This is a genomic window from Paucibacter sp. XJ19-41 (assembly GCF_028462495.1).
Lineage (GTDB): Bacteria > Pseudomonadota > Gammaproteobacteria > Burkholderiales > Burkholderiaceae_C > Roseateles_E.
This window is the reverse complement of the sequence record NZ_JAQOWX010000114.1, coordinates 1-18,415: the sequence shown is the minus strand read 5'-3', so window position 1 is coordinate 18,415 and position 18,415 is coordinate 1. Positions and strand designations below refer to the sequence as shown.

Annotated in this window: 13 protein-coding genes and 1 pseudogene; 9 read left to right on the top strand and 5 right to left on the bottom strand. The window is 68.8% G+C overall.

Annotated features, from left to right (window positions below):
- The 3 genes and pseudogenes from PO768_RS22850 to PO768_RS22840 form a co-directional block, all read right to left on the bottom strand.
- Positions 1-321: pseudogene (locus PO768_RS22850) on the bottom strand (efflux transporter outer membrane subunit); the annotation flags it as partial.
- A gap of 14 nt (positions 322-335) precedes the next feature.
- Positions 336-3,608, bottom strand: coding sequence for an efflux RND transporter permease subunit (locus tag PO768_RS22845; RefSeq protein ID WP_272647891.1), 3,273 nt, complete (start codon positions 3,606-3,608; stop codon positions 336-338).
- An 18-nt stretch (positions 3,609-3,626) separates the two neighbouring features.
- The gene (locus PO768_RS22840) at positions 3,627-4,949 is read right to left on the bottom strand and encodes an efflux RND transporter periplasmic adaptor subunit (RefSeq protein WP_272647890.1); all 1,323 of its coding nucleotides are present in this window, start codon (positions 4,947-4,949) and stop codon (positions 3,627-3,629) included.
- Positions 4,950-5,236: 287 nt separating this feature from the next.
- On the opposite strand from PO768_RS22840, the gene PO768_RS22835 reads away from it, so the two are divergent.
- Positions 5,237-5,881: a TetR/AcrR family transcriptional regulator gene (locus PO768_RS22835; RefSeq protein ID WP_137945724.1), complete on the top strand. Its 645-nt coding sequence runs from the start codon at positions 5,237-5,239 to the stop codon at positions 5,879-5,881.
- A gap of 83 nt (positions 5,882-5,964) precedes the next feature.
- On the top strand, positions 5,965-6,597 hold the full coding sequence (locus PO768_RS22830) for a hypothetical protein (protein ID WP_272647889.1): 633 nt from the start codon (positions 5,965-5,967) through the stop codon (positions 6,595-6,597).
- Here PO768_RS22830 and PO768_RS22825 read toward each other — a convergent pair.
- A complete protein-coding gene (locus PO768_RS22825; protein WP_272647888.1) occupies positions 6,592-8,472 on the bottom strand; it encodes a sigma-54-dependent Fis family transcriptional regulator in 1,881 nt (626 codons plus the stop codon). The two genes, PO768_RS22830 and PO768_RS22825, sit on opposite strands and share 6 nt — an antisense overlap.
- A gap of 233 nt (positions 8,473-8,705) precedes the next feature.
- On the opposite strand from PO768_RS22825, the gene PO768_RS22820 reads away from it, so the two are divergent.
- Genes PO768_RS22820 through PO768_RS22810 form a run of 3 tightly spaced genes read left to right on the top strand, consistent with a single transcriptional unit; the run spans position 8,706 to position 12,470 of the window.
- Positions 8,706-9,959, top strand: a complete 1,254-nt coding sequence (locus PO768_RS22820; protein ID WP_272647887.1) for a PQQ-dependent sugar dehydrogenase — start codon at positions 8,706-8,708, stop codon at positions 9,957-9,959.
- Positions 9,960-10,009: 50 nt separating this feature from the next.
- Positions 10,010-10,321 (top strand): c-type cytochrome, encoded by a 312-nt coding sequence (locus PO768_RS22815; RefSeq protein ID WP_272647886.1) that lies wholly within the window; start codon positions 10,010-10,012, stop codon positions 10,319-10,321.
- On the top strand, positions 10,308-12,470 hold the full coding sequence (locus PO768_RS22810; protein ID WP_272647885.1) for a TonB-dependent receptor family protein: 2,163 nt from the start codon (positions 10,308-10,310) through the stop codon (positions 12,468-12,470). The genes PO768_RS22815 and PO768_RS22810 overlap by 14 nt, the downstream gene beginning before the upstream one ends.
- On the opposite strand, the gene PO768_RS22805 is transcribed toward PO768_RS22810, so the two are convergent.
- Entirely contained in the window at positions 12,388-13,392 is a 1,005-nt protein-coding gene (locus PO768_RS22805) for a LysR substrate-binding domain-containing protein (protein ID WP_272647884.1), read from the bottom strand. The two genes, PO768_RS22810 and PO768_RS22805, sit on opposite strands and share 83 nt — an antisense overlap.
- Positions 13,393-13,514: 122 nt before the next feature.
- Between PO768_RS22805 and PO768_RS22800 the strand changes: the two genes are divergently transcribed.
- From PO768_RS22800 to hpaI, 4 genes are read left to right on the top strand one after another with little or no spacing between them, the layout of a single operon-like run.
- Complete coding sequence (locus PO768_RS22800) at positions 13,515-14,501, top strand: Bug family tripartite tricarboxylate transporter substrate binding protein (RefSeq protein ID WP_272647883.1); 987 nt, start codon at positions 13,515-13,517, stop codon at positions 14,499-14,501.
- Positions 14,502-14,506: 5 nt separating this feature from the next.
- The gene (locus PO768_RS22795) at positions 14,507-16,036 is read left to right on the top strand and encodes a UxaA family hydrolase (protein WP_272647882.1); all 1,530 of its coding nucleotides are present in this window, start codon (positions 14,507-14,509) and stop codon (positions 16,034-16,036) included.
- A gap of 10 nt (positions 16,037-16,046) precedes the next feature.
- A complete protein-coding gene (locus tag PO768_RS22790; protein ID WP_272647881.1) occupies positions 16,047-17,528 on the top strand; it encodes an NAD-dependent succinate-semialdehyde dehydrogenase in 1,482 nt (493 codons plus the stop codon).
- An 11-nt stretch (positions 17,529-17,539) separates the two neighbouring features.
- The gene (hpaI, locus tag PO768_RS22785) at positions 17,540-18,337 is read left to right on the top strand and encodes a 4-hydroxy-2-oxoheptanedioate aldolase (RefSeq protein WP_272647880.1); all 798 of its coding nucleotides are present in this window, start codon (positions 17,540-17,542) and stop codon (positions 18,335-18,337) included.
- The last annotated feature ends 78 nt before the right edge of the window (positions 18,338-18,415 follow it).

Below are 18,415 nucleotides of genomic sequence, written 5' to 3'. Positions count from 1 at the left end.
GCCGGCGCTGGCGCCGAGCTGCAGCGCCCGGTTCGCCTCGGTGCTGCGCAGCAGCGCCCGGGCCTGGGCCAGGCGCGCGGACGCCTGCTGCAGGCTGGTGTTGTGGGCCAGCGCGCGCTCGGTCAGTGCATCGAGCTGCGGGTCGGCAAAGGTCTTCCACCAGTCAGCCTGAGCCAGCGTGGCGCTGGCCGGCAGGGCCTTGTGCTTGAACGAGGCCGGCGTGGCCGGCAGCGCGTGCGGTTCGCTGACCGGCACGCTGGCGCAACCGGCCAGCACCAGCACGGCCAGCAGCGGCGTCATCAGTAGTTTCTTGCTGATCATGATCTTGTTCTCCTTCACTCGTGCTCGTGGCGCGGGGCCGCGGGCAGAGGCTTGGTCGAGGTGCCGGCGGCGTGTTGCTGGTGCAGCTTCTCGTGCATCTCCTCGGAACCGGCAAAGGCTTCCAGATGCGCGTCGGCATCGCCATGCAGCTTCAGCGGACGGTTGCCGGTCAGGCGGCGCAGTAGCACATAGAACACCGGCGTCAGGAACAGGCCGAAGGCCGTCACGCCAATCATCCCGGCGAACACCGCCACGCCCATCGCCGAGCGCATCTCGGCGCCAGCGCCGGTGGCCAGCACCAGAGGCAGCACACCCATCACAAAGGCCAGCGAGGTCATCAGGATGGGACGCAGGCGCAGGCGGGCGGCCTCGATCGCGGCCTCCAGGGGGCTGCGTCCGGCGAACTCCAGCTCTCGGGCGAACTCGACGATCAGGATCGCGTTCTTCGCACTGAGCCCCACCAGCACCATCAGCCCGATCTGGGTGAAGACATTGTTGTCCCCGCCCGAGAGCCAGACGCCGGTCATCGCCGACAGCAGACCCATGGGCACGATCAATAGGATCGCCAGCGGCAGGGTCAGGCTTTCGTACTGCGCGGCCAGCACCAGGAAGACCAGCAGGATGGCCAGCGGGAAGATCCACAGTGCCGAGTTGCCGGCGATGATTTCCTGGTAGGTCAGCTCGGTCCACTCATAAGTGATGCCGGGCGGCAGGGTCTCGGCCGCGATGCGCTTGATCGCATCCTGAGCCTGGCCCGAGCTGAAGCCCGGGGCCGGGCCGCCATTGATATCGGCCGACAGGAAGCCGTTGTAGCGCATCGCCCGCTCGGGTCCGAAGGAGTGTTGCACCGTCATCAGCGCCGACAGCGGCACCATCTCGCCGGTGTTGGAGCGCACCTTCAGCTGGCCCACATCCTCGGGCCGCGCGCGGTAGGCGGCATCGGCCTGCACGCGCACCGAATAGGTCCGGCCGAACTTGTTGAAGTCGTTGACGTACAGGCTGCCCAGATAGATCTGCATCGTGTCGAACACATCGGTCACCGCGACGCCCAGCTGGCGCGCCTTGGTGCGGTCGATGTCGGCATAGAGCTGGGGCACATTGACCTGGTAGCTGGAGAACATGCCGGCCAGCTCGGGCGTCTGGTAGGCCTTGGCCATGAAGGCCTTGACCGCCTGATCCAGCGCCTCGTAGCCGAGGCCGCCGCGGTCTTCCAGCTGCAGCTTGAAGCCACCGGTCGTGCCCAGGCCCTGCACCGGCGGGGGCGGGAACATCACGACGAAGGCGTCCTGGATCTGGCCGAACTGCGCATTCATCGCGCCGGCAATCGCGCCGGCCGACAACTCCTTGCTGGTGCGCTCCTCGAAGGGCTTCAGTGACACGAAGACGATGCCGGAGTTGGAGCTGTTGGTGAAGCCGTTGATCGACAGACCAGGGAAGGCGATCGCATGCTCGACGCCCGGGGTCTTCAAGGTGATGTCGCTCATACGGCGGATCACGTCCTCGGTGCGGTCCAAGGTCGCGCCATCGGGCAGTTGGGCAAAGCCGATCAGGTATTGCTTGTCCTGCGCCGGCACAAAGCCGCCGGGCACCGCCTTGAACAGGCCCACGGTCAACAGCACCAGGCCGCCGTACAAGGCCAGCATCACCGCCTTGCGGGCGATGGCGCGCTGCACGCCGCCGCCATAGGCTTCGGAGCCGCGCTTGAAGACGCGGTTGAAGGCACGGAAGAAGCGACCGAAGACCTTGTCCATGCCGCGGGTCAGCCCGTCCTTGGGCGCGTCATGGCCGCGCAGCAGCATCGCCGCCAGCGCGGGCGACAGGGTCAGCGAGTTGATCGCCGAGATTACTGTCGAGATTGCAATGGTCAGCGCGAACTGGCGGTAGAACTGGCCGGTCAGGCCGCTGATGAAGGCCAGCGGCACGAACACCGCGACCAGCACCAAGGCAATGGCAATGATGGGGCCCGACACCTCGCGCATCGCGCGGTAGGTGGCGTCGCGCGGGCTCAGGCCAGCCTCGATATTGCGCTCGACGTTCTCGACCACGACGATGGCATCGTCCACCACGATGCCGATCGCCAGCACCAGGCCGAACAGGCTCAGCGCGTTGATCGAGAAGCCGAACAGATGCATCACCGCGAAGGTGCCGACCACCGACACCGGCACCGCCAGCAGCGGAATGATGGAAGCGCGCCAGGTCTGCAGGAACAGGATCACAACCAGCACGACCAGGGCCACCGCCTCAAGCAGCGTGTGCACCACCGATTCGATCGAGGCGCGCACGAACTGCGTCGGGTCATAGACGATGCTGTACTCGACGCCCTCGGGCATCTGGGTCTGGATCTCGGCCATCGTGGCACGCACCTGGTCGGAGATCTGGATCGCATTGGAGCCCGGGGCCGCGAAGATGGGCACGGCCACTGCGTCCTTGTTGTCCAGCAGCGAGCGCAGCGCATAGCCCGAGGCACCGAGCTCGATGCGGCCGAGTTCGCGCAAACGTGTCACTGCGCCGCTGGCCTCGGTCTTGACGATGATGTCGCCGAACTCTTCCTCGTTCTGCAACCGGCCTTGCGCGTTGATGGAGAGCTGCATGTCCACGCCCGGCAGACCCGGCGAGGCGCCGATCACGCCGGCGGCGGCCTGGATGTTCTGGCCACGGATCGCGGCGACCACGTCACCGGCCGAGAGGCTGTGCTGGGCGACCTTCTGCGGATCCAGCCAGACCCGCATCGAGTAGTCACCCGAGCCGAACAGCTGCACATCGCCGACACCTTGCAGACGCGCCAGCCGGTCCTTGACGTTCAGCAGCGCGTAGTTGCGCAGATAGGTCATGTCGTAGCGGCCGCTCGGCGATAGCAGGTGCACGACCATGGTCAGGTCGGGCGAGCTCTTGATCGTCGTGACGCCCAGGCGCCGGACCTCCTCGGGCAGGCGCGGCTCGGCCTGCGAGACGCGGTTCTGCACCAGTTGCTGGGCCTTGTCCGGGTCGGTGCCCAGCTTGAAGGTGACGGTCAGGGTCATCAGGCCGTCGGTCGTCGCCTGGCTGCCCATATAGAGCATGTCCTCGACGCCGTTGAGCGCTTCCTCCAGCGGCGTGGCCACGGTTTCGGCGATCACCTTGGGATTGGCGCCGGGATAGTTGGCGCGCACCACCACGGAGGGCGGCACGACCTCGGGATACTCGGAGATCGGCAGCGCGCGCACGGCGATCAGGCCGGCCAGCACCATCAGCACCGAGATCACGCCGGCGAAGATCGGCCGGTCGATGAAGAATTTGGATAAGTTCATGGTGAGGTTCCTGCCTGATCAGCTCTTGTCCGCGGTCTTGGCTGCGGTCTTCTCTTTCGCTTGCACTTCCGGCTTCGCATCCATCGCGACCGAACTCGGCGCCAGCAACGAGCCGGGACGCACGCGCTGCAGGCCGTTGACGACGATGCGCTCATTGGCCTTCAGGCCGCTGCTGACGATGCGCAGCCCGCCGGCCGGTGCGCCCAGGGTCACCTCGCGGTACTCGGCCTTGTTGTCGGCGCCCACCACCATCACGAAGCGCTTGCTCTGGTCGGTGCCGACCGCGCGCTCATTGATCAAGAGGGCCTGCTGCTTGCCGGACTGGCCCAGGCGCACACGGGCGAACTGGCCGGGCATCAGGCTGCCGTCCTTGTTGTCGAAGACCGCGCGCACACGCACCGTGCCGCTCTTGGCATTGACCTGGTTGTCGATCAGCTGCAAGCGGCCTTCAAGCGGTGTGCCGTCCTGACCCATCGTGCCCATCTGCACCGGGATGCGCTCAAGCTTGTTGCGCTCGGTGATGGCCTTGGCGATCACGCGCTCGTCGGCGTCGAAGCTGGCATAGATAGGGCTGACCGACATCAGCGTGGTGAGCAGCGGCGCGCCGGGGCCGGCGGCCACCTGGTTGCCGACGGTGATCTCGAGCCGGCCGACCCGGCCCGACACCGGCGCGCGCACCTGGGTGTAGGACAGGCTCAGCTTGGCGGCCTGCAGGCCGGCCTGGGCGGCGCGCAGATTGGCCTCGGCCTCGCGCAGCACCGAGCTGCGCTCATCGAACTCGCGCTGCGCGATGGCCTGCTCGGCCAGCAAGCGCTTGGCGCGGGCCAGCTCGGTCTGCGCGTTCAGCGCCCGGGCCTGGGCGGCGGCCACCTGGGCTTCGGCGCGCTCGGCCTCGGCGGCGTAGGGAGCCGGATCGATGGTGATCAGCAGATCGCCCTTGCCGACCAGCGCCCCCTCGCGGAAATGCACGGCCTGCACGGTGCCCGGCACGCGCGGGCGCAGTTCGACGCGCTCGATCGCTTCGAGCCGGCCCGAGAACTCGTCCCAGGTGGCCACTTCGCTGGACTGAACGGCGGCCACCGAGACCGGGGTGGCCGGCGGCGCGGCCGGNATCGCTTCGAGCCGGCCCGAGAACTCGTCCCAGGTGGCCACTTCGCTGGACTGAACGGCGGCCACCGAGACCGGGGTGGCCGGCGGCGCGGCCGGCGGGCTTTCGGCCTCAGCGGCCTGGTTGAGTCCGAAGAAGGCCGCGCTGACGGCGGCGATCGCGGTCAGCGCGGTGAAGGTGGAGCCGGCCAGCCACAGGCGGCGGCCACGAGACGGGGTGTGGTTCTGAGACATGGGATGAACTCCTGGCGGATGTTTTTTGAGAAGCAATGCAGCGGCCTCACCCAGACCTCGGCGGGTCTGCGCGAAAACGACGAAACGGGAGCAAAAAGAGGGGGCTGGGCGCCTAGGCCGAGACCCGGGGGTTCAGCCGGCTACGGCCCTGGACCTCGTCAACAGGCGGAGCGGTGAAAGCGTGTCATGATGTGCGCTAAATCCATATTCATAATGACCATTACGATTTATGGACTGCAATGTAGTCGCCTTGTTTTATGGCGTCAAGAGATTTATTATCGATCACTATGGAAATCAACGACGCCAAGGTTTGCAAGCCACGCGGCCGGCCCCTGTCCTTTGATCGGGACAAGGCGCTGGAGCAAGCCATGCATGTGTTCTGGCAGCGTGGCTATGAAGCGGCCTCGATTGCCGAGCTGACCGCCGCGATGGGCATCACCGCGCCCAGCCTCTACACCGCCTTCGGCGACAAGGAGCGCCTGTTCCTGGAGGCCATCGAGCGCTATGCGCTGGGCCCGGCCGGCGGCTATCCGCGCGCGCTGGAAGAGGAACCGACCGCCCATGGCGCGATCAAGCGCCTGCTGGAGGAAGCCGCCGAGGAGCTGACCCGGCCCTGCCACCCGCGCGGCTGCATGGTCGTGATGGCCGCGACCAACTGCTCCGAGGCCTCGGCCCATATCCAGGCGGCCCTGGCCAAGCGCCGCGCCGCTGCCGACAGCGGCCTGCGCTGCCGCATCGAGCAGGGCATACGCGACGGCGAGCTGCCGGCCGACACCGACGCCGCCGCGCTGGCCAGCTTCTACAGCACGGTCTACCAGGGCATGTCCATCCAGGCCAAGGACGGCGCCAGCCACGAAAGCCTGCTGGCCACCGCCGCCGCCGCGATGCGCGCCTGGCCCAGCGCCCGGCCGGCAACAAAAGAAACAGCCTGAGCCGGGCCCGGAAACGCCGCTGAAGCCGGCGGCTCGCAGACTGCCTTCCAACACGCCGATGCCGGCGCCGCGAAGGACAGACCATGCAACACCCCGCCCGACACCGCTGGCTTGCCACCCTCCCGGCCCTGGCCGCCCTGGCTGCTGCGGCCTTCTTCTCCGCCTGGGCCGGCGCGCCGGCGCGCGATGAGCCACAGCTGATCACGCAGATCGCCGAGTTCCCGCTGCGCCTGGACCGGCCCGGCCGCTACCGCCTGAGCGCCACCATCGACGTGCCGGCCGGCCGCAGCGGCATCGTGATCAGCGCCCCCGGCGTCGAGCTCGACCTGGGCGGCTTCAGCCTGCGCGGCCCGGTGCTGTGCAGCATCGAGGTCGACGGCACCGAATGCGACACCGCGCCGCGCGCGGACCTGGCCGGCCTGCAGATCAGCGCGGCCGATGTGCGCGTCCACAACGGCCATGTGCGCGGCTTTGCCGGCACCGGCCTGCGCTTGGACGCCCGCGCCACCGTCGACGATGTGCTGCTGAGCGACAACGCCGGCCCCGGCCTGCACGCCAACACCTCGGCCTCGCAGCCGGTGCGGCTGCGCCGCGTCCAGGCCCTGCGCAATGGCGGCGACGGTTTCTGGGTGCAGACCGGGCAGCTGGAGCAGACCGACGCCCGGGCCAACCGGGGCCGCGACTATGCGCTGGGCGTGCTGGCGCAGCCGCTATGAGCCGGCCGCCTCGCGCAGATGACGGTAGACGGTGGTGCGCGAGATACCCAGCTGACGCGAGGTGCGGCTGACGCTGCGGCCGCAGCGCTCGTACTCGCGCAACACCAGCTCGGTGCCGTGGCGCTGCAGCGCCGAGCCAGCCAGGCCGGCGACCGCCGGCAGCTGGGCGGCCACATCGTCCAACGTCAAGACCTGCCCCTGGCGATGCAGCAGCGCGCGCGTCAGCACCGCGCGCAGCTCGCGGAAATTGCCCGGCCAGCCATGGCGCTGCAGCCGCGCAACAGCGGCCTCGCTGATCTGCGCCCGCGCGTCCAGCCCGGCCAGCACGCTGCGCACCGCCAGCGCGAAATCGCTGCGGCAACGCAGCGGCGGCAGCGCGATCTTGATGGTGTTGAGCCGGTACAGCAGGTCGTCGCGGAAGCGCCGCGCGGCCACCTCGGCTTCCAGGTCCACATGGCTGGCGGCCAGCAGCTGCACATCGACCTTGCGGGCCGTAATGCCACCGACCGGGCGCAGCAGCTGGTCGTCGAGAAAGCGCAAGAGCACGGCCTGCAGAGGCAGTGGCAGTTCGCCGACCTCGTCGAGCAGCAGGCTGCCGCCGTCGGCGCTGGCGATCAGGCCGGCATTGCCCTCGCGGCGCGCGCCGGTGAAGGCACCGCCGACATAGCCGAACAGCTCGGCCTCGAACAGCTCGGCCGGCAGCGCGCCGCAATTGACCGCGACAAACTCGCCGCGCCGCCCGCTCAGCTCATGAGCGCGCCGCGCCAACAGCTCCTTGCCGGTGCCGGTCTCGCCCTGGATCAGGATGGGCGCGCGCATGGCCACGGCGGCACGCAGCACACGGCAGGCCTCGGCCACCGCCGCGTCCTCCGCCAGCATGCCGGGCAGCGACGATAGCTCCGGTGGAGGATGGCGCGCCTGAGTAGCCGCATGCAGGACAGCAGCCGGCATCGGCCGAGGCGGCGGCGGGCGGGCGATCACGCGCGCCACCAGCGAGCTGCCCAGCGCATCGCGCAGCTGCAGCTCGGGCTGGCGGTGCAGGCGCGCCAGCATCAGGTCGAAGGGTTCGCCAAACAGCTCCTCGAACGAGGCGCCGCGACGCGCCTCCAGCCCCGACAGCAGGACCGCGCCGCGCTGGTTCAGCGCCAGCAGCCGACCGCGCTCGTCGAAGGCCAGCAAGCCGGCGCTGAGCGTGGCCAGGAACTCGGCGCGCGGGTGCACGGCCAGTATCAGATGGCTGCGCATCTGCTGCAGCAGCAGGCTGTTCTCAATCTGGGTGGCGGCCATCTTGACCAGCACCTGGGTGTGCTGCTGGCGCGAGGCGTAGTAGGACGAGGCGTCGAGCACGCCGACGATCTCGCCCAGCGCATCGCGCACCGGCGCGGCGCTGCAGGAGATGTCGCCGAGCTTCAGGAAGTAGTGCTCCGGCCCGGTCACCGCCACCGGCGTACCGGTGGCCAGGGCCGTGCCCAGGCCGTTGGTGCCGCAGAGCTGCTCGCTCCAGCAGCTGCCGGCCAGGATGCCGGCATCGGCATCGCTCATCGCGAAACGGTTGTCGGCATAGAGGTCGAGGATGACGCCGTCGCGGTCGGCAAAGGCCAGCAGGAAGTTGGAGCCGGCGATCTGCTGCGACAGGGTCTCCAGCTCGGCCTGGGCCAGACGCCGCACCAGCGCGGCATGCTCGCGCCGGCGCGCCAGCTCCATGCCCTCGACCACCTGGCGCTGCGGCGCGCCATCGATCGCCAGGCCGGCGCGCGCACAGCGGGCCCAGCTGTCGAGGATGGTGGCCGGCGGCATGCCTTCCGGCGGCATCCAAGCCATGCCTCGCGAGCGCAAGGCCCGCGCGTGCGCCAACGTACGCTCGCTGTCTGCCATCGTCTGTCTCCTGGCTGACCGATCAATGTCGGTTCTGGCTGGCGACGGTAGCAGGTCCACCGGCGCTGCGGCAATTGCACAGAATCTGTACGGGTGTCACGGCCACTGTGCCAAGACTGAACAGTCAGCAAGCGCTACGCCCTGGGAAGCCGGCCTGGTATGCGCTTTGCGGTGACCGAAGCGCCGTGCCCCGAGTGCGGCATCGACACCACAACAAACCGGAGACGACAACCATGCCCATCCAACAAGCGGCGCTCGCGGCCCTGGCGCTGATCGCCTCGACGGCCCTGGCCCAGCCGAACATCGACAAGCTCAAGCAGTTCAAGGTGGCCACCACCGACTTGAACATCCCCACCGTGCCGCAGACCGGCCGCAATGCCGACGCGATCCGCGAGAACCTCAAACGAATCAAGCTGCCGCCGGGTTTCAAGATCGAGCTCTATGCGGTGGTGCCCGACGCCCGCCATATGGCGGTGGCGCCCAGCACCAATATGCTGTTTGTCGGCACCCGCAAGACCTCGGTCTGGGCCGTCACCGACCGCAATAGCGATGGCGTCGCCGACGAGGTCAAGAGCTTCGCGCCCTCGCTGAAGTTCACAAACCCGAACGGCGTCTGCTGGACAAAGGACGGCTTCCTGATCGTCACCGAGCACAACCGCGTGCTGAATTTCCCGGCCGCCGAGTTCTGTTACGAAGGCCCGGATGTTGCGGTGATCGAGGTCGTGCCCCAGGGCAAGCTGATCCCGCCCGAGGAGGAGAGCTTCAACCACGGCGCGCGGGTCTGCAAGATCGGGCCGGACGGGATGCTCTACGTGTCGCTGGGCCAGCCCTTCAACGTGCAGCCGCGCGACAAGCTCAAGCTCTACAGCGAGCTGGGCATAGGCGGCATGCTGCGCATGAACGCCTTCGACGGCAGCAAGCGCGAGGTCTACGCCACCGGCATCCGCAACTCGGTGGGCCATGACTTCAACCCCAAGGACGGCACGCTCTGGTTCACCGACAACCAGACCGACGGCATGGGCGACGACATCCCGGCCGGCGAGATCAACCGCATCACCGCCAAGGGTCAGTTCTTCGGCTACCCCTGGCGCCAAGGCAAGACCCGAATCACCGAGCATGGCTATGACAAGGATCCGCTGCCGGCCAATATCACCGACCCGCAGGTCTACACCATCGCCCATGCGGCCGATCTGGGCATGAGCTTCTACACCGGCAAGCAGTTCCCGGCCAAGTACCAGGGCGGCTTCTTCTCGGCCCAGCACGGCTCCTGGAACCGTACCAAGCCGGTCGGCGCGCTGGTGCTGTTCACCTCGCTGAAGGCCGACGGCACGGCCGACAAGACCGAGGTCTTCGCCGAGGGCTGGCTGGACGAGAACGGCCTGTACCGCGGCCGGCCGGTCGATGTCGCGGTGATGAAGGATGGCTCGCTGCTGATCAGCGACGACTTCGCCGGTGCGCTCTACCGTGTCAGTTATTCTGCGCCCTGAGCTCTCGTGAACCGGGCCCACCTCGCGGTGGGCCCTCTACTTCCAAAGCCATGCGTTCACTCCTCTTCATCACCTTGCTGGTCGCGTTGCCGGCCGGGGCCCAGGACATCGCGGCCGGCCGGGCCAAGGCGCAAGCCTGCGCGGTCTGCCACGGGCCGCTGGGCATTTCCAGCCAGCCCGATGCCCCGCATCTGGCTGGCCAGAGCGCCATCTATCTAAGCAGCCAGCTGAAGGCCTACCGCAGCGGCGCGCGCCTGCATGAGGTGATGGCCGTGATGGCCAAGCCGCTCAGCGACGCCGACATCGCCAATCTGGCCGCCTGGTACGCCGCCATCCGCATCGAAGCCCATGCGCCGAACTGAGATCGCGGCCGCCTGGATGCTGCTGGCCGCTGGCGCGCAGGCCCAGACCCAAACGCTGGAGCGTGTCGTGCTGGACAGCGGCGGCGTCGAGCAGCGCCTGTTCGACACGCCGTTCGCGGTCAGCGTCATCGACGCCGAGCAGTTGCGCAATGCCGGCGCGATGATCAATCTCAGCGAGGCGCTGCAGCGCGTGCCCGGCCTGGTCGCGAACCAGCGCCACAACTATGCCCAGGACCTACAGCTGAGCTCGCGCGGCTTCGGCGCCCGTGCCACGTTCGGCGTGCGCGGCCTGCGGCTTTACAGCGACGGCATTCCCGCCAGCGGCCCGGACGGCCAAGGTCAGGTCTCGCATTTCGACCTGGCCGGGGCGCAGCGCGTCGAGGTCGTGCGCGGGCCGTTCTCGGCCCTCTATGGCAACAGCTCGGGCGGGGCCATCCTGCTGCACAGCTCCGCGCCGACCGAGCGCCGCCTGCTGCTGGACAGCGATATCGCCAGCAACGGCCTGCGCCAATGGCGCTTGGGTGTAGAGCTGCCGGCCAGCGAGGCGCGCCCCTTCAGCGTGCGCGCCCAGCTCTCCAGCTTCGAAACCGACGGCTTCCGGCGCCAGAGCGCCAGCCGCCGCGATCTCGCCAATCTGCGCCTGGCCTGGGACGGCGCGCAGGACCGCGTCGTGCTGATCTTCAACGCGATCGACCAACCGGCCCAGGATCCACTGGGCCTGAACCGGGCCCAGCTGACGGCCGACCCGCAGCAAACCATAGGCCTGGCCCTGCCGCAGGACGAGGCCGGAGAGCCGGACCGCTACAACACCCGCAAGAGCACCCGCCAGCAACAGCTCGGAGCCAGCTGGCGGCATCGCTTCGCCGATGCCGGCGCGCTGCAGCAACTGCTGCTCAGCGCTCATGTCGGGCGCCGCGAAGTGACGCAATGGCAGTCGATTCCCGTCGCCACCCAACTGGCCAGCGAGCGCCAGCCCGGCGGCGTGATTGCTTTCGAGCGCGACTACTACGGGGTCGACGGCCGCCTGGTCTGGCAATGGACCCTGGCCAACGAGCGCCGCGCCCGCCTGGTACTGGGCGCCAATCTGGACGATAGCGACGAGGACCGGCGCGGCTACGAGAACTTCAGCGCCGGCCCGGCCGAGACCCGGCTGCTGGGCGTGACCGGCCGGCTGCGGCGCGACGAACGCAACCGCCTGGGCGGCCGCGATCTCTATGCCCAGGCCGATATCGAGCTGAGCGCACGCTGGCAGGCCAGCCTGGGCCTGCGCCGCGGCGAGACCGAGTTCAAGGCCCGCGACCGCTATGTGCAGGGCGCCAACCCGGACGACTCGGGCCGCCAGAGCTACCGCTACACCAACCCCTTCGCCGCGCTGCAGTGGCGCGCGCTGCCCACGCTCAACACCTATCTGAGCCTGGGCCGCGGCTTCGAGTCGCCGACCCAGGGCGAGCTGGCTTATCGCAACGACGGCCAGGCCGGCTTCAACAGCGGCCTGCGGGCCCAGACCAGCCGCCAGCTGGAGCTGGGCGCCAAATGGCGGCCGGCGCCCGAGCTGGCCCTGGATGCGGCGCTGTTCCAGGCCAATAGCCGCGACGAGATCGGCGTGGCCAGCAATAGCGGCGGCCGCGCCACATTTCGCAATGTCGGCCGCACGCGCCGCGAGGGCGCCGAGCTGGACCTGCGCTGGCAGATTGCACGCGGCTGGCGCAGCCAGTTCGCGCTGAGCTGGCTGGACGCGCGCTACCGCGACGGCTTCACGATCTGCGCCGCCGCGCCCTGCACCAATCCAACCCTGCTCGTCGCGCCGGGCCGGCGCATCGCCGGCACGATCTCGCGCAGCGCCTACGCTGAGCTGGCCTGGGACGCGAGCGCGAGCACCCAACTGGCGCTGGAAGGCCGCGCCCAGGGCCGCCAGCAGGTCAATGACATCAACAGCGACGCGGCCGCCGGTTACGGGCTCTTGAACCTGCGCGCGCGCTGGCAGACCCGGCTGGGCCCGGGCCGGCTGGAGCTGCTGGGCCGCATCGAGAACATGGCCGACCGTGACTATGTCGGCAGCGTCATCGTCAACGAGGGGAACGGCCGCTTCTTCGAGCCGGCGCCGGGGCGGACCTGGCTGCTGTCGGCGCGCTGGTCGCAGAATTGGTGAGGGCCGCCTCACGCAGGCAGGCCATCAGCTGCTCGCTGGCCGGCGTGCGCAGCCGGCCGCGCATCGTGATGAGGCCCACCGGCGGCAGCTCGATGCCGACCGCGATCTTCAGCACCTTGACCAGGCCCTGACGCTCGAAGTGCAGGGCCACCGAGCGGGCCCAGAAGCCTAGGGCGCGGCGCTGCTGCATGAAGTTCAAGGTGACCAGGAAGGAGGCGGACTCGATGATGTCGGCCGGCGGGTTCAGCCCGTTCTTGTAGAACTGCTGGTTCAGCTTGATGCGCGACGAGGCCCAGGGCGGCGGCATCACCCAGGGCTCGCCAACCAGATCGGCCCAGCGGGGTCGGGTCTTGCCTGCCAGCCCATGGCCGGCCGGCGCGACGATGCACATCGGCTCCTCGTACAAGGCCTCCATCTCCAGGTCCGGCGCCGCATAGCCGGGCTCGAGCCGGCCGACGAAGAGATCCAGCTCGCCGACCCGCAGGCGCGGCAGCAAGCGGGTCAGGTCGCCCTCCTCGATCGCCACCGTGGTCTGGGCCGAGCGCGCCTTCAGCAGCGCCACCGCACGCGCCAGCAGCACCGGCGTGGCCACCACCATCGCACCGACGCTGGTGCGCCCGGCCGCGCCGCTGGCCACCGCGGCGATCTCGTCGCGGGTGCGCTCATAGTCCGACAGCACCGAGCGCGCGAAGCGCACCACGGCCAGGCCGTAGGCGGTGGGCTCGGTGCCACGGGTCGAGCGGACGAACAAGTCCAGCTCGAACAGGCGCTCGATCTCGGCCAGGGTCTTGGAGACGGCCGGCTGGGTCAGCGCAAGGAACTCCGCGGCCCGGCCCAGATGGCGGAACTGGTCCAGCGCCACCAGCAGCTGCAGATGGCGCAGCTTCAGGTTGGAGCGCATCACGCGGTCGATCTTGCTCATGGCTGTTTTCCGCTACATGCCGAATCCGGCAAGAAGACAGTCCTATTCCTCATTGGATCGCCATGATAAGAGCGCCAACAATGGGCCGAAGCCAGATCACAAACCAGCAGGAGACAAGCACCATGACGATCAAAGGATCCAGCCGCCGCCAGTTCGTTCTCGGCACCGCCGCCGCCCTGGCCCTGCCCTTCGGCCGCGCGCTGGCCAGCAGCTATCCCGAGCGGGCGATCACCTTCGTCTGCCCCTGGCCCGCCGGAGGCACCGCCGACGCGACGATGCGCGCGCTCTGCGCCGTGGCCGCCAAGACCCTGGGCCAGACCATCGTCCTCGACAACAAGGCCGGCGCCTCCGGCATGCTGGGTCTGCGCAGCATGGCCTCGGCCAAGGCCGACGGCTACACCATCGGCCAGATCCCGATCTCGGTGGCCCGCTTCTCGCAGCTGGGCAGCGTGCCACTGGATCCGCTGAAGGACCTGAGCTATATCGCCCGCGTCTCCGGCCAGACCTTCGGCATCGTCTGCCAGGCCTCGGCGCCGTGGAAGGACATCAGGGAACTGGTGGCCTATGCCAAGGCCAACCCGGGCAAGCTCACCTATGCCAGCGCCGGTGTCGCCGGCGCCACCCATGTGGGCATGGAGGAGTTCGCGCAGGCCGCCGGCATCGAAATGCTGCACATCCCCTACAAGGGCGGCGCGCCGGCGCTGCAGGGCGTGCTGGCCGGCGAGGTGAACCTCTTGATCGACTCGACATCCTGGGCGCCCCATGTCCAGTCGGGCAAGCTGCGCCTGCTGGGCACCTTGGGCGCCAAGCGTACCAACGACTTCAAGGAGGTGCCCACGATCAGCGAGCAGGGCTATCCGGTCGTCGTCGATGCGCCCAACGGCATCGGCGGCCCGAAAGGCCTGGACCCGGCCATCCTGGCCAGGCTGCGCGCCGCCTTCAAGCAGGCGGCCGCCAGCCCCGAGTTCGCCGCGGCCTGCGACAAGATCGACGCGCCGCTGATGTATCTGGACGGCCCGGACTATGAGAAATACGTGGCCCAGACCGTGGTCAAGGAAAAGGTCTTGATCGAGCGGCTGAAGCTGCGCGAGCTGCTGGCCAAGGGCTGAACACCATGAACGATGCGCCGCTGATACGCCTGCACGCGCGGGACAATGTGCTGATCGCGCGCCGCGCGATCGCGCTGGGCGAGGCGCTGCCGGGCCTGACGGCGCGGGCCCGCGCCCAGGTGCCCGCCGGCCACAAGATCGCCGCCCGGGCCATCGCCGAGGGCGAGGCCGTGCTGAAGTACGACACGGTGATCGGCTTCGCTGCACGCGCGGTCGAGGCCGGCGAGTACCTGCACACCCACAACATCCGCCACGAGGAGCGGCACGAGGGCTATGCCTACGAGTTCGGCACCGACCAGAGACCGGTGGCCCTGCTGCCCGAAGACCAGCGAGCGAAGTTCATGGGCATCGTCCGCGCCGACGGCCGGGTCGCGACGCGCAACTACATCGGCCTGATCGCCTCGGTGAACTGCTCGTCCACCGTGATCCACAAGGTGGCCCAGTGGTTCACGCCGGAGCGCTTGGCGGCCTATCCGAATATCGACGGCGTGGTCGCCTTCGCGCAGACCAGCGGCTGCGGCATGTCCTCGCCCAGCGAGCATTTCGATGTGCTGCGCAGGACGCTGGCCGGCTATGCCCGCCACCCGAATCTGGGCGGCGTGATCGTCGTCGGCCTGGGCTGCGAGCGCAACCAGGTGCCGGAGCTGATGGCCTCGCAAGGCCTGGCCGAGGGGCTGCAGCTGAAGAGCTTCGTGATGCAGCAGACCGGCGGCACGCGGGCGACGATCGCGGCCGGCATCGCGGCCGTCGAGGCCATGCTGCCGGCGGCCAATGACATCCGGCGCGAGCCGGTGCCGGCCAGCCATCTGAAGATAGGCCTGGAATGCGGCGGCTCGGACGGCTTCTCGGGCATCAGCGCCAATCCGGCGCTGGGCGCGGCAATGGACATCCTGGTGGCCCATGGCGGCACGGCCATCCTGTCGGAGACGCCGGAGATCCACGGTGTCGAGCATCTGCTGACACGCCGTGCGGTCAGCGAGGCCGTCGGCCGCAAGCTGCTGGACCGGCTGGACTGGTGGAAGCGCTACACGGCCGGCCACAACGGCCAGTTCAATGGCGTGGTCGGCCCGGGTAACCAGGCCGGCGGCCTGGCCAATATCGTCGAGAAATCGCTGGGCTCGGCGATGAAGGCCGGCACGACGCCACTGCGCGCGGTCTACGAGTACGCCGAGACCATCACCGAGCGCGGCTTCGTCTTCATGGACTCGCCCGGCTACGACCCGGTGGCCACCACCGGCCAGATCGCCAGCGGCGCCAACATCATCTGCTTCACCACCGGCCGCGGTTCGATGTTCGGCTCCAAGCCAGCACCGACGATCAAGCTGGCCTCGAACACGCCGATGTTCGAGCGTCTCGGCGAAGACATGGACATCAACTGCGGCAAGGTGATCGACGGCCGGCTGAGCATCGAGCAGATGGGGCAGGCCATTTTTGAACACATCCTGCGCACGGCTTCCGGTGAAGCCACCTGCAGCGAAAAACTGGGCCTCGGCGACCATGAGTTCGTTCCCTGGCACTTGGGCATTGTGAGTTGAGATCCCATCGATGAGTCATGACCTGACCCTGCGCAATAGCGAGCTGCTGCGCACCCGGAACTTCATCGCCGGCACCTGGTGCGCGGCGGCCTCCGCAGCGCGGCTGCCCGTCGTCAATCCGGCCGATCAAAGCCTGATCGCCGAGGTGCCGGACAGCGCCGCCGCCGACGCACAAGCCGCCGCCGATGCGGCGCACGCGGCCTTCCCGGCCTGGCGGGCCACGCCGGCCAAGGCGCGCGCGCAGATCCTGAAGCGCTGGCTGGCGCTGATCCTGGAACACCAGGACGATCTGGGCCGGCTGATCTCGCGCGAACAGGGCAAGCCTTTCGCCGAGGGCAAGGGCGAGGTGCTGTATGCGGCCAGCTATGTCGAATGGTTCGCCGAGGAGGCCGTGCGCATCTGCGGCGATGTGATCGCGGCGCCGGTCGCCGGACGGCAGATGCTCGCGGTGAAGGAGCCGGTCGGCGTGGTTGCGGTGATCACACCCTGGAACTTCCCGGCCGCGATGATCGCCCGCAAGATCGCGCCGGCGCTGGCGGCCGGCTGCACCGTGGTCGCCAAGCCGGCCGAGGACACACCGCTGACCGCGCTGGCGCTCGCGTACCTGGCCGAGCAGGCCGGGCTGCCGGCCGGCGTCTTGAATATCGTCTGCGCCTCGCGCGCGCAGACGCCGGTGGTGGTGGACGAGTGGCTCAAGGACGGGCGCGTGCGCAAGATCAGCTTCACCGGCTCGACGCCGGTGGGCAAGCATCTGGCGCGCGAGTCGGCCGCCACCTTGAAGAAGCTGTCGCTGGAGCTGGGCGGCAACGCGCCCTTCATCGTCTTCGACGATGCCGATCTGGACGCCGCCGTCACGGGGCTGATGGCTGCGAAGTTCCGAAACGGCGGCCAGACCTGCGTCTGTCCGAACCGGGTCTATGTGCAGGACGGGGTGTTCGAGGCCTTTGCCGACAAGCTGGTGGCGCGGGTCAGCGCGCTCAAGGTCGGGCCGGCCACCGAGGCCGATGCGCAGATCGGCCCGATGATCAATGCGCGCGCGGTCGAGAAGATCCTGCTGCATATCGGCGATGCGGTGGCCCAGGGCGCGCGGCTGCTGACCGGCGGCACCCGCGTGCGCGAGGAGCTGGGCCCCAACTATGTGGCGCCCACCGTGCTGGCCGAACCCTCGGGCGCGGCCCTGGTCTGCGGCGAAGAGACTTTTGGCCCGGTGGCGCCGCTGTTTCGATTCAAGACCGAGGCGGAAGCGATCACGCTGGCCAATGACACGCCTTTCGGCCTGGCTGCCTACTTCTACTCACAGGGCGTACAGCGCATTCACCGTGTCGCGGCGGCGCTGGAAGCGGGTATCGTCGGCATCAACGAGGGTGCGGTGGCGGCGGAGGCCGCCCCCTTCGGCGGTGTCAAGGAATCGGGGTACGGCCGCGAGGGTTCGCGCCAGGGCCTGGACGACTACATGCATCTCAAATACCTCTGCCAGGGTGGCCTGGCCTGATCGATCACATCATGAGCAACACCTTCAAGGCCGCGCTGCAGCGCGGCGACGCCCAGATCGGTCTGTGGCTGTCTATGGCCCAGTCCTATTGCGCCGAGATCTGCGCGACGGCCGGTTTCCAATGGCTGCTGATCGACGGCGAGCATGCGCCCAACGATGTGCGCTCGACCCTGGCCGCGCTGCAGGCGGTGGCCGCCTATCCGGCCCATCCGGTGGTGCGCGCGGTGCAGGGCGAGACCGCGCTGATCAAGCAGCTGCTGGACATCGGTGCCCAGACCCTGCTGGTGCCCATGGTGGACACGGCCGAGCAGGCGCAGGCCCTGGTCTCGGCCTGCCGCTATCCGCCGCAGGGCGTGCGCGGTGTCGGCTCGGCGATCGCCCGGGTCTCGCGCTGGAACGCGCGCAAGAACTATCTGGACGAGGCCAATGACGAGGTCTGCCTGCTGGTGCAGGCCGAGACCGTCACGGCGCTGCGCAATCTGCAAGCGATCTGCGCGGTGGACGGTGTCGACGGTATCTTCATCGGCCCGGCCGATCTGGCCGCCTCGATGGGCCATCGCGGCAAGCCCGGCCACCCGGAGGTGCAGGCGGCGATCGAGCAGGCCATCCGCACGATCACGGCCAGCGGCAAGGCGGCCGGCACCCTGACCAGCGATGTGGCGGCGGCACGGCGCTATCTGGCGCTCGGCGCGCGTTTTGTTGCGGTCGGTATCGATGTCAGCCTGCTGGCCCAGGCCAGCCGAGGTCTGGCCGCCGAGTTCGGCCTGGGCGAGGCGCCTCCGGCCCAGCCCAGCTCTGCCGCCTACTGAAACCAATAGCAAGAAAGCGAACGAACCCATGAAGACCTACAAGATCGCCGTGATCCCCGGCGACGGCATCGGCAAGGA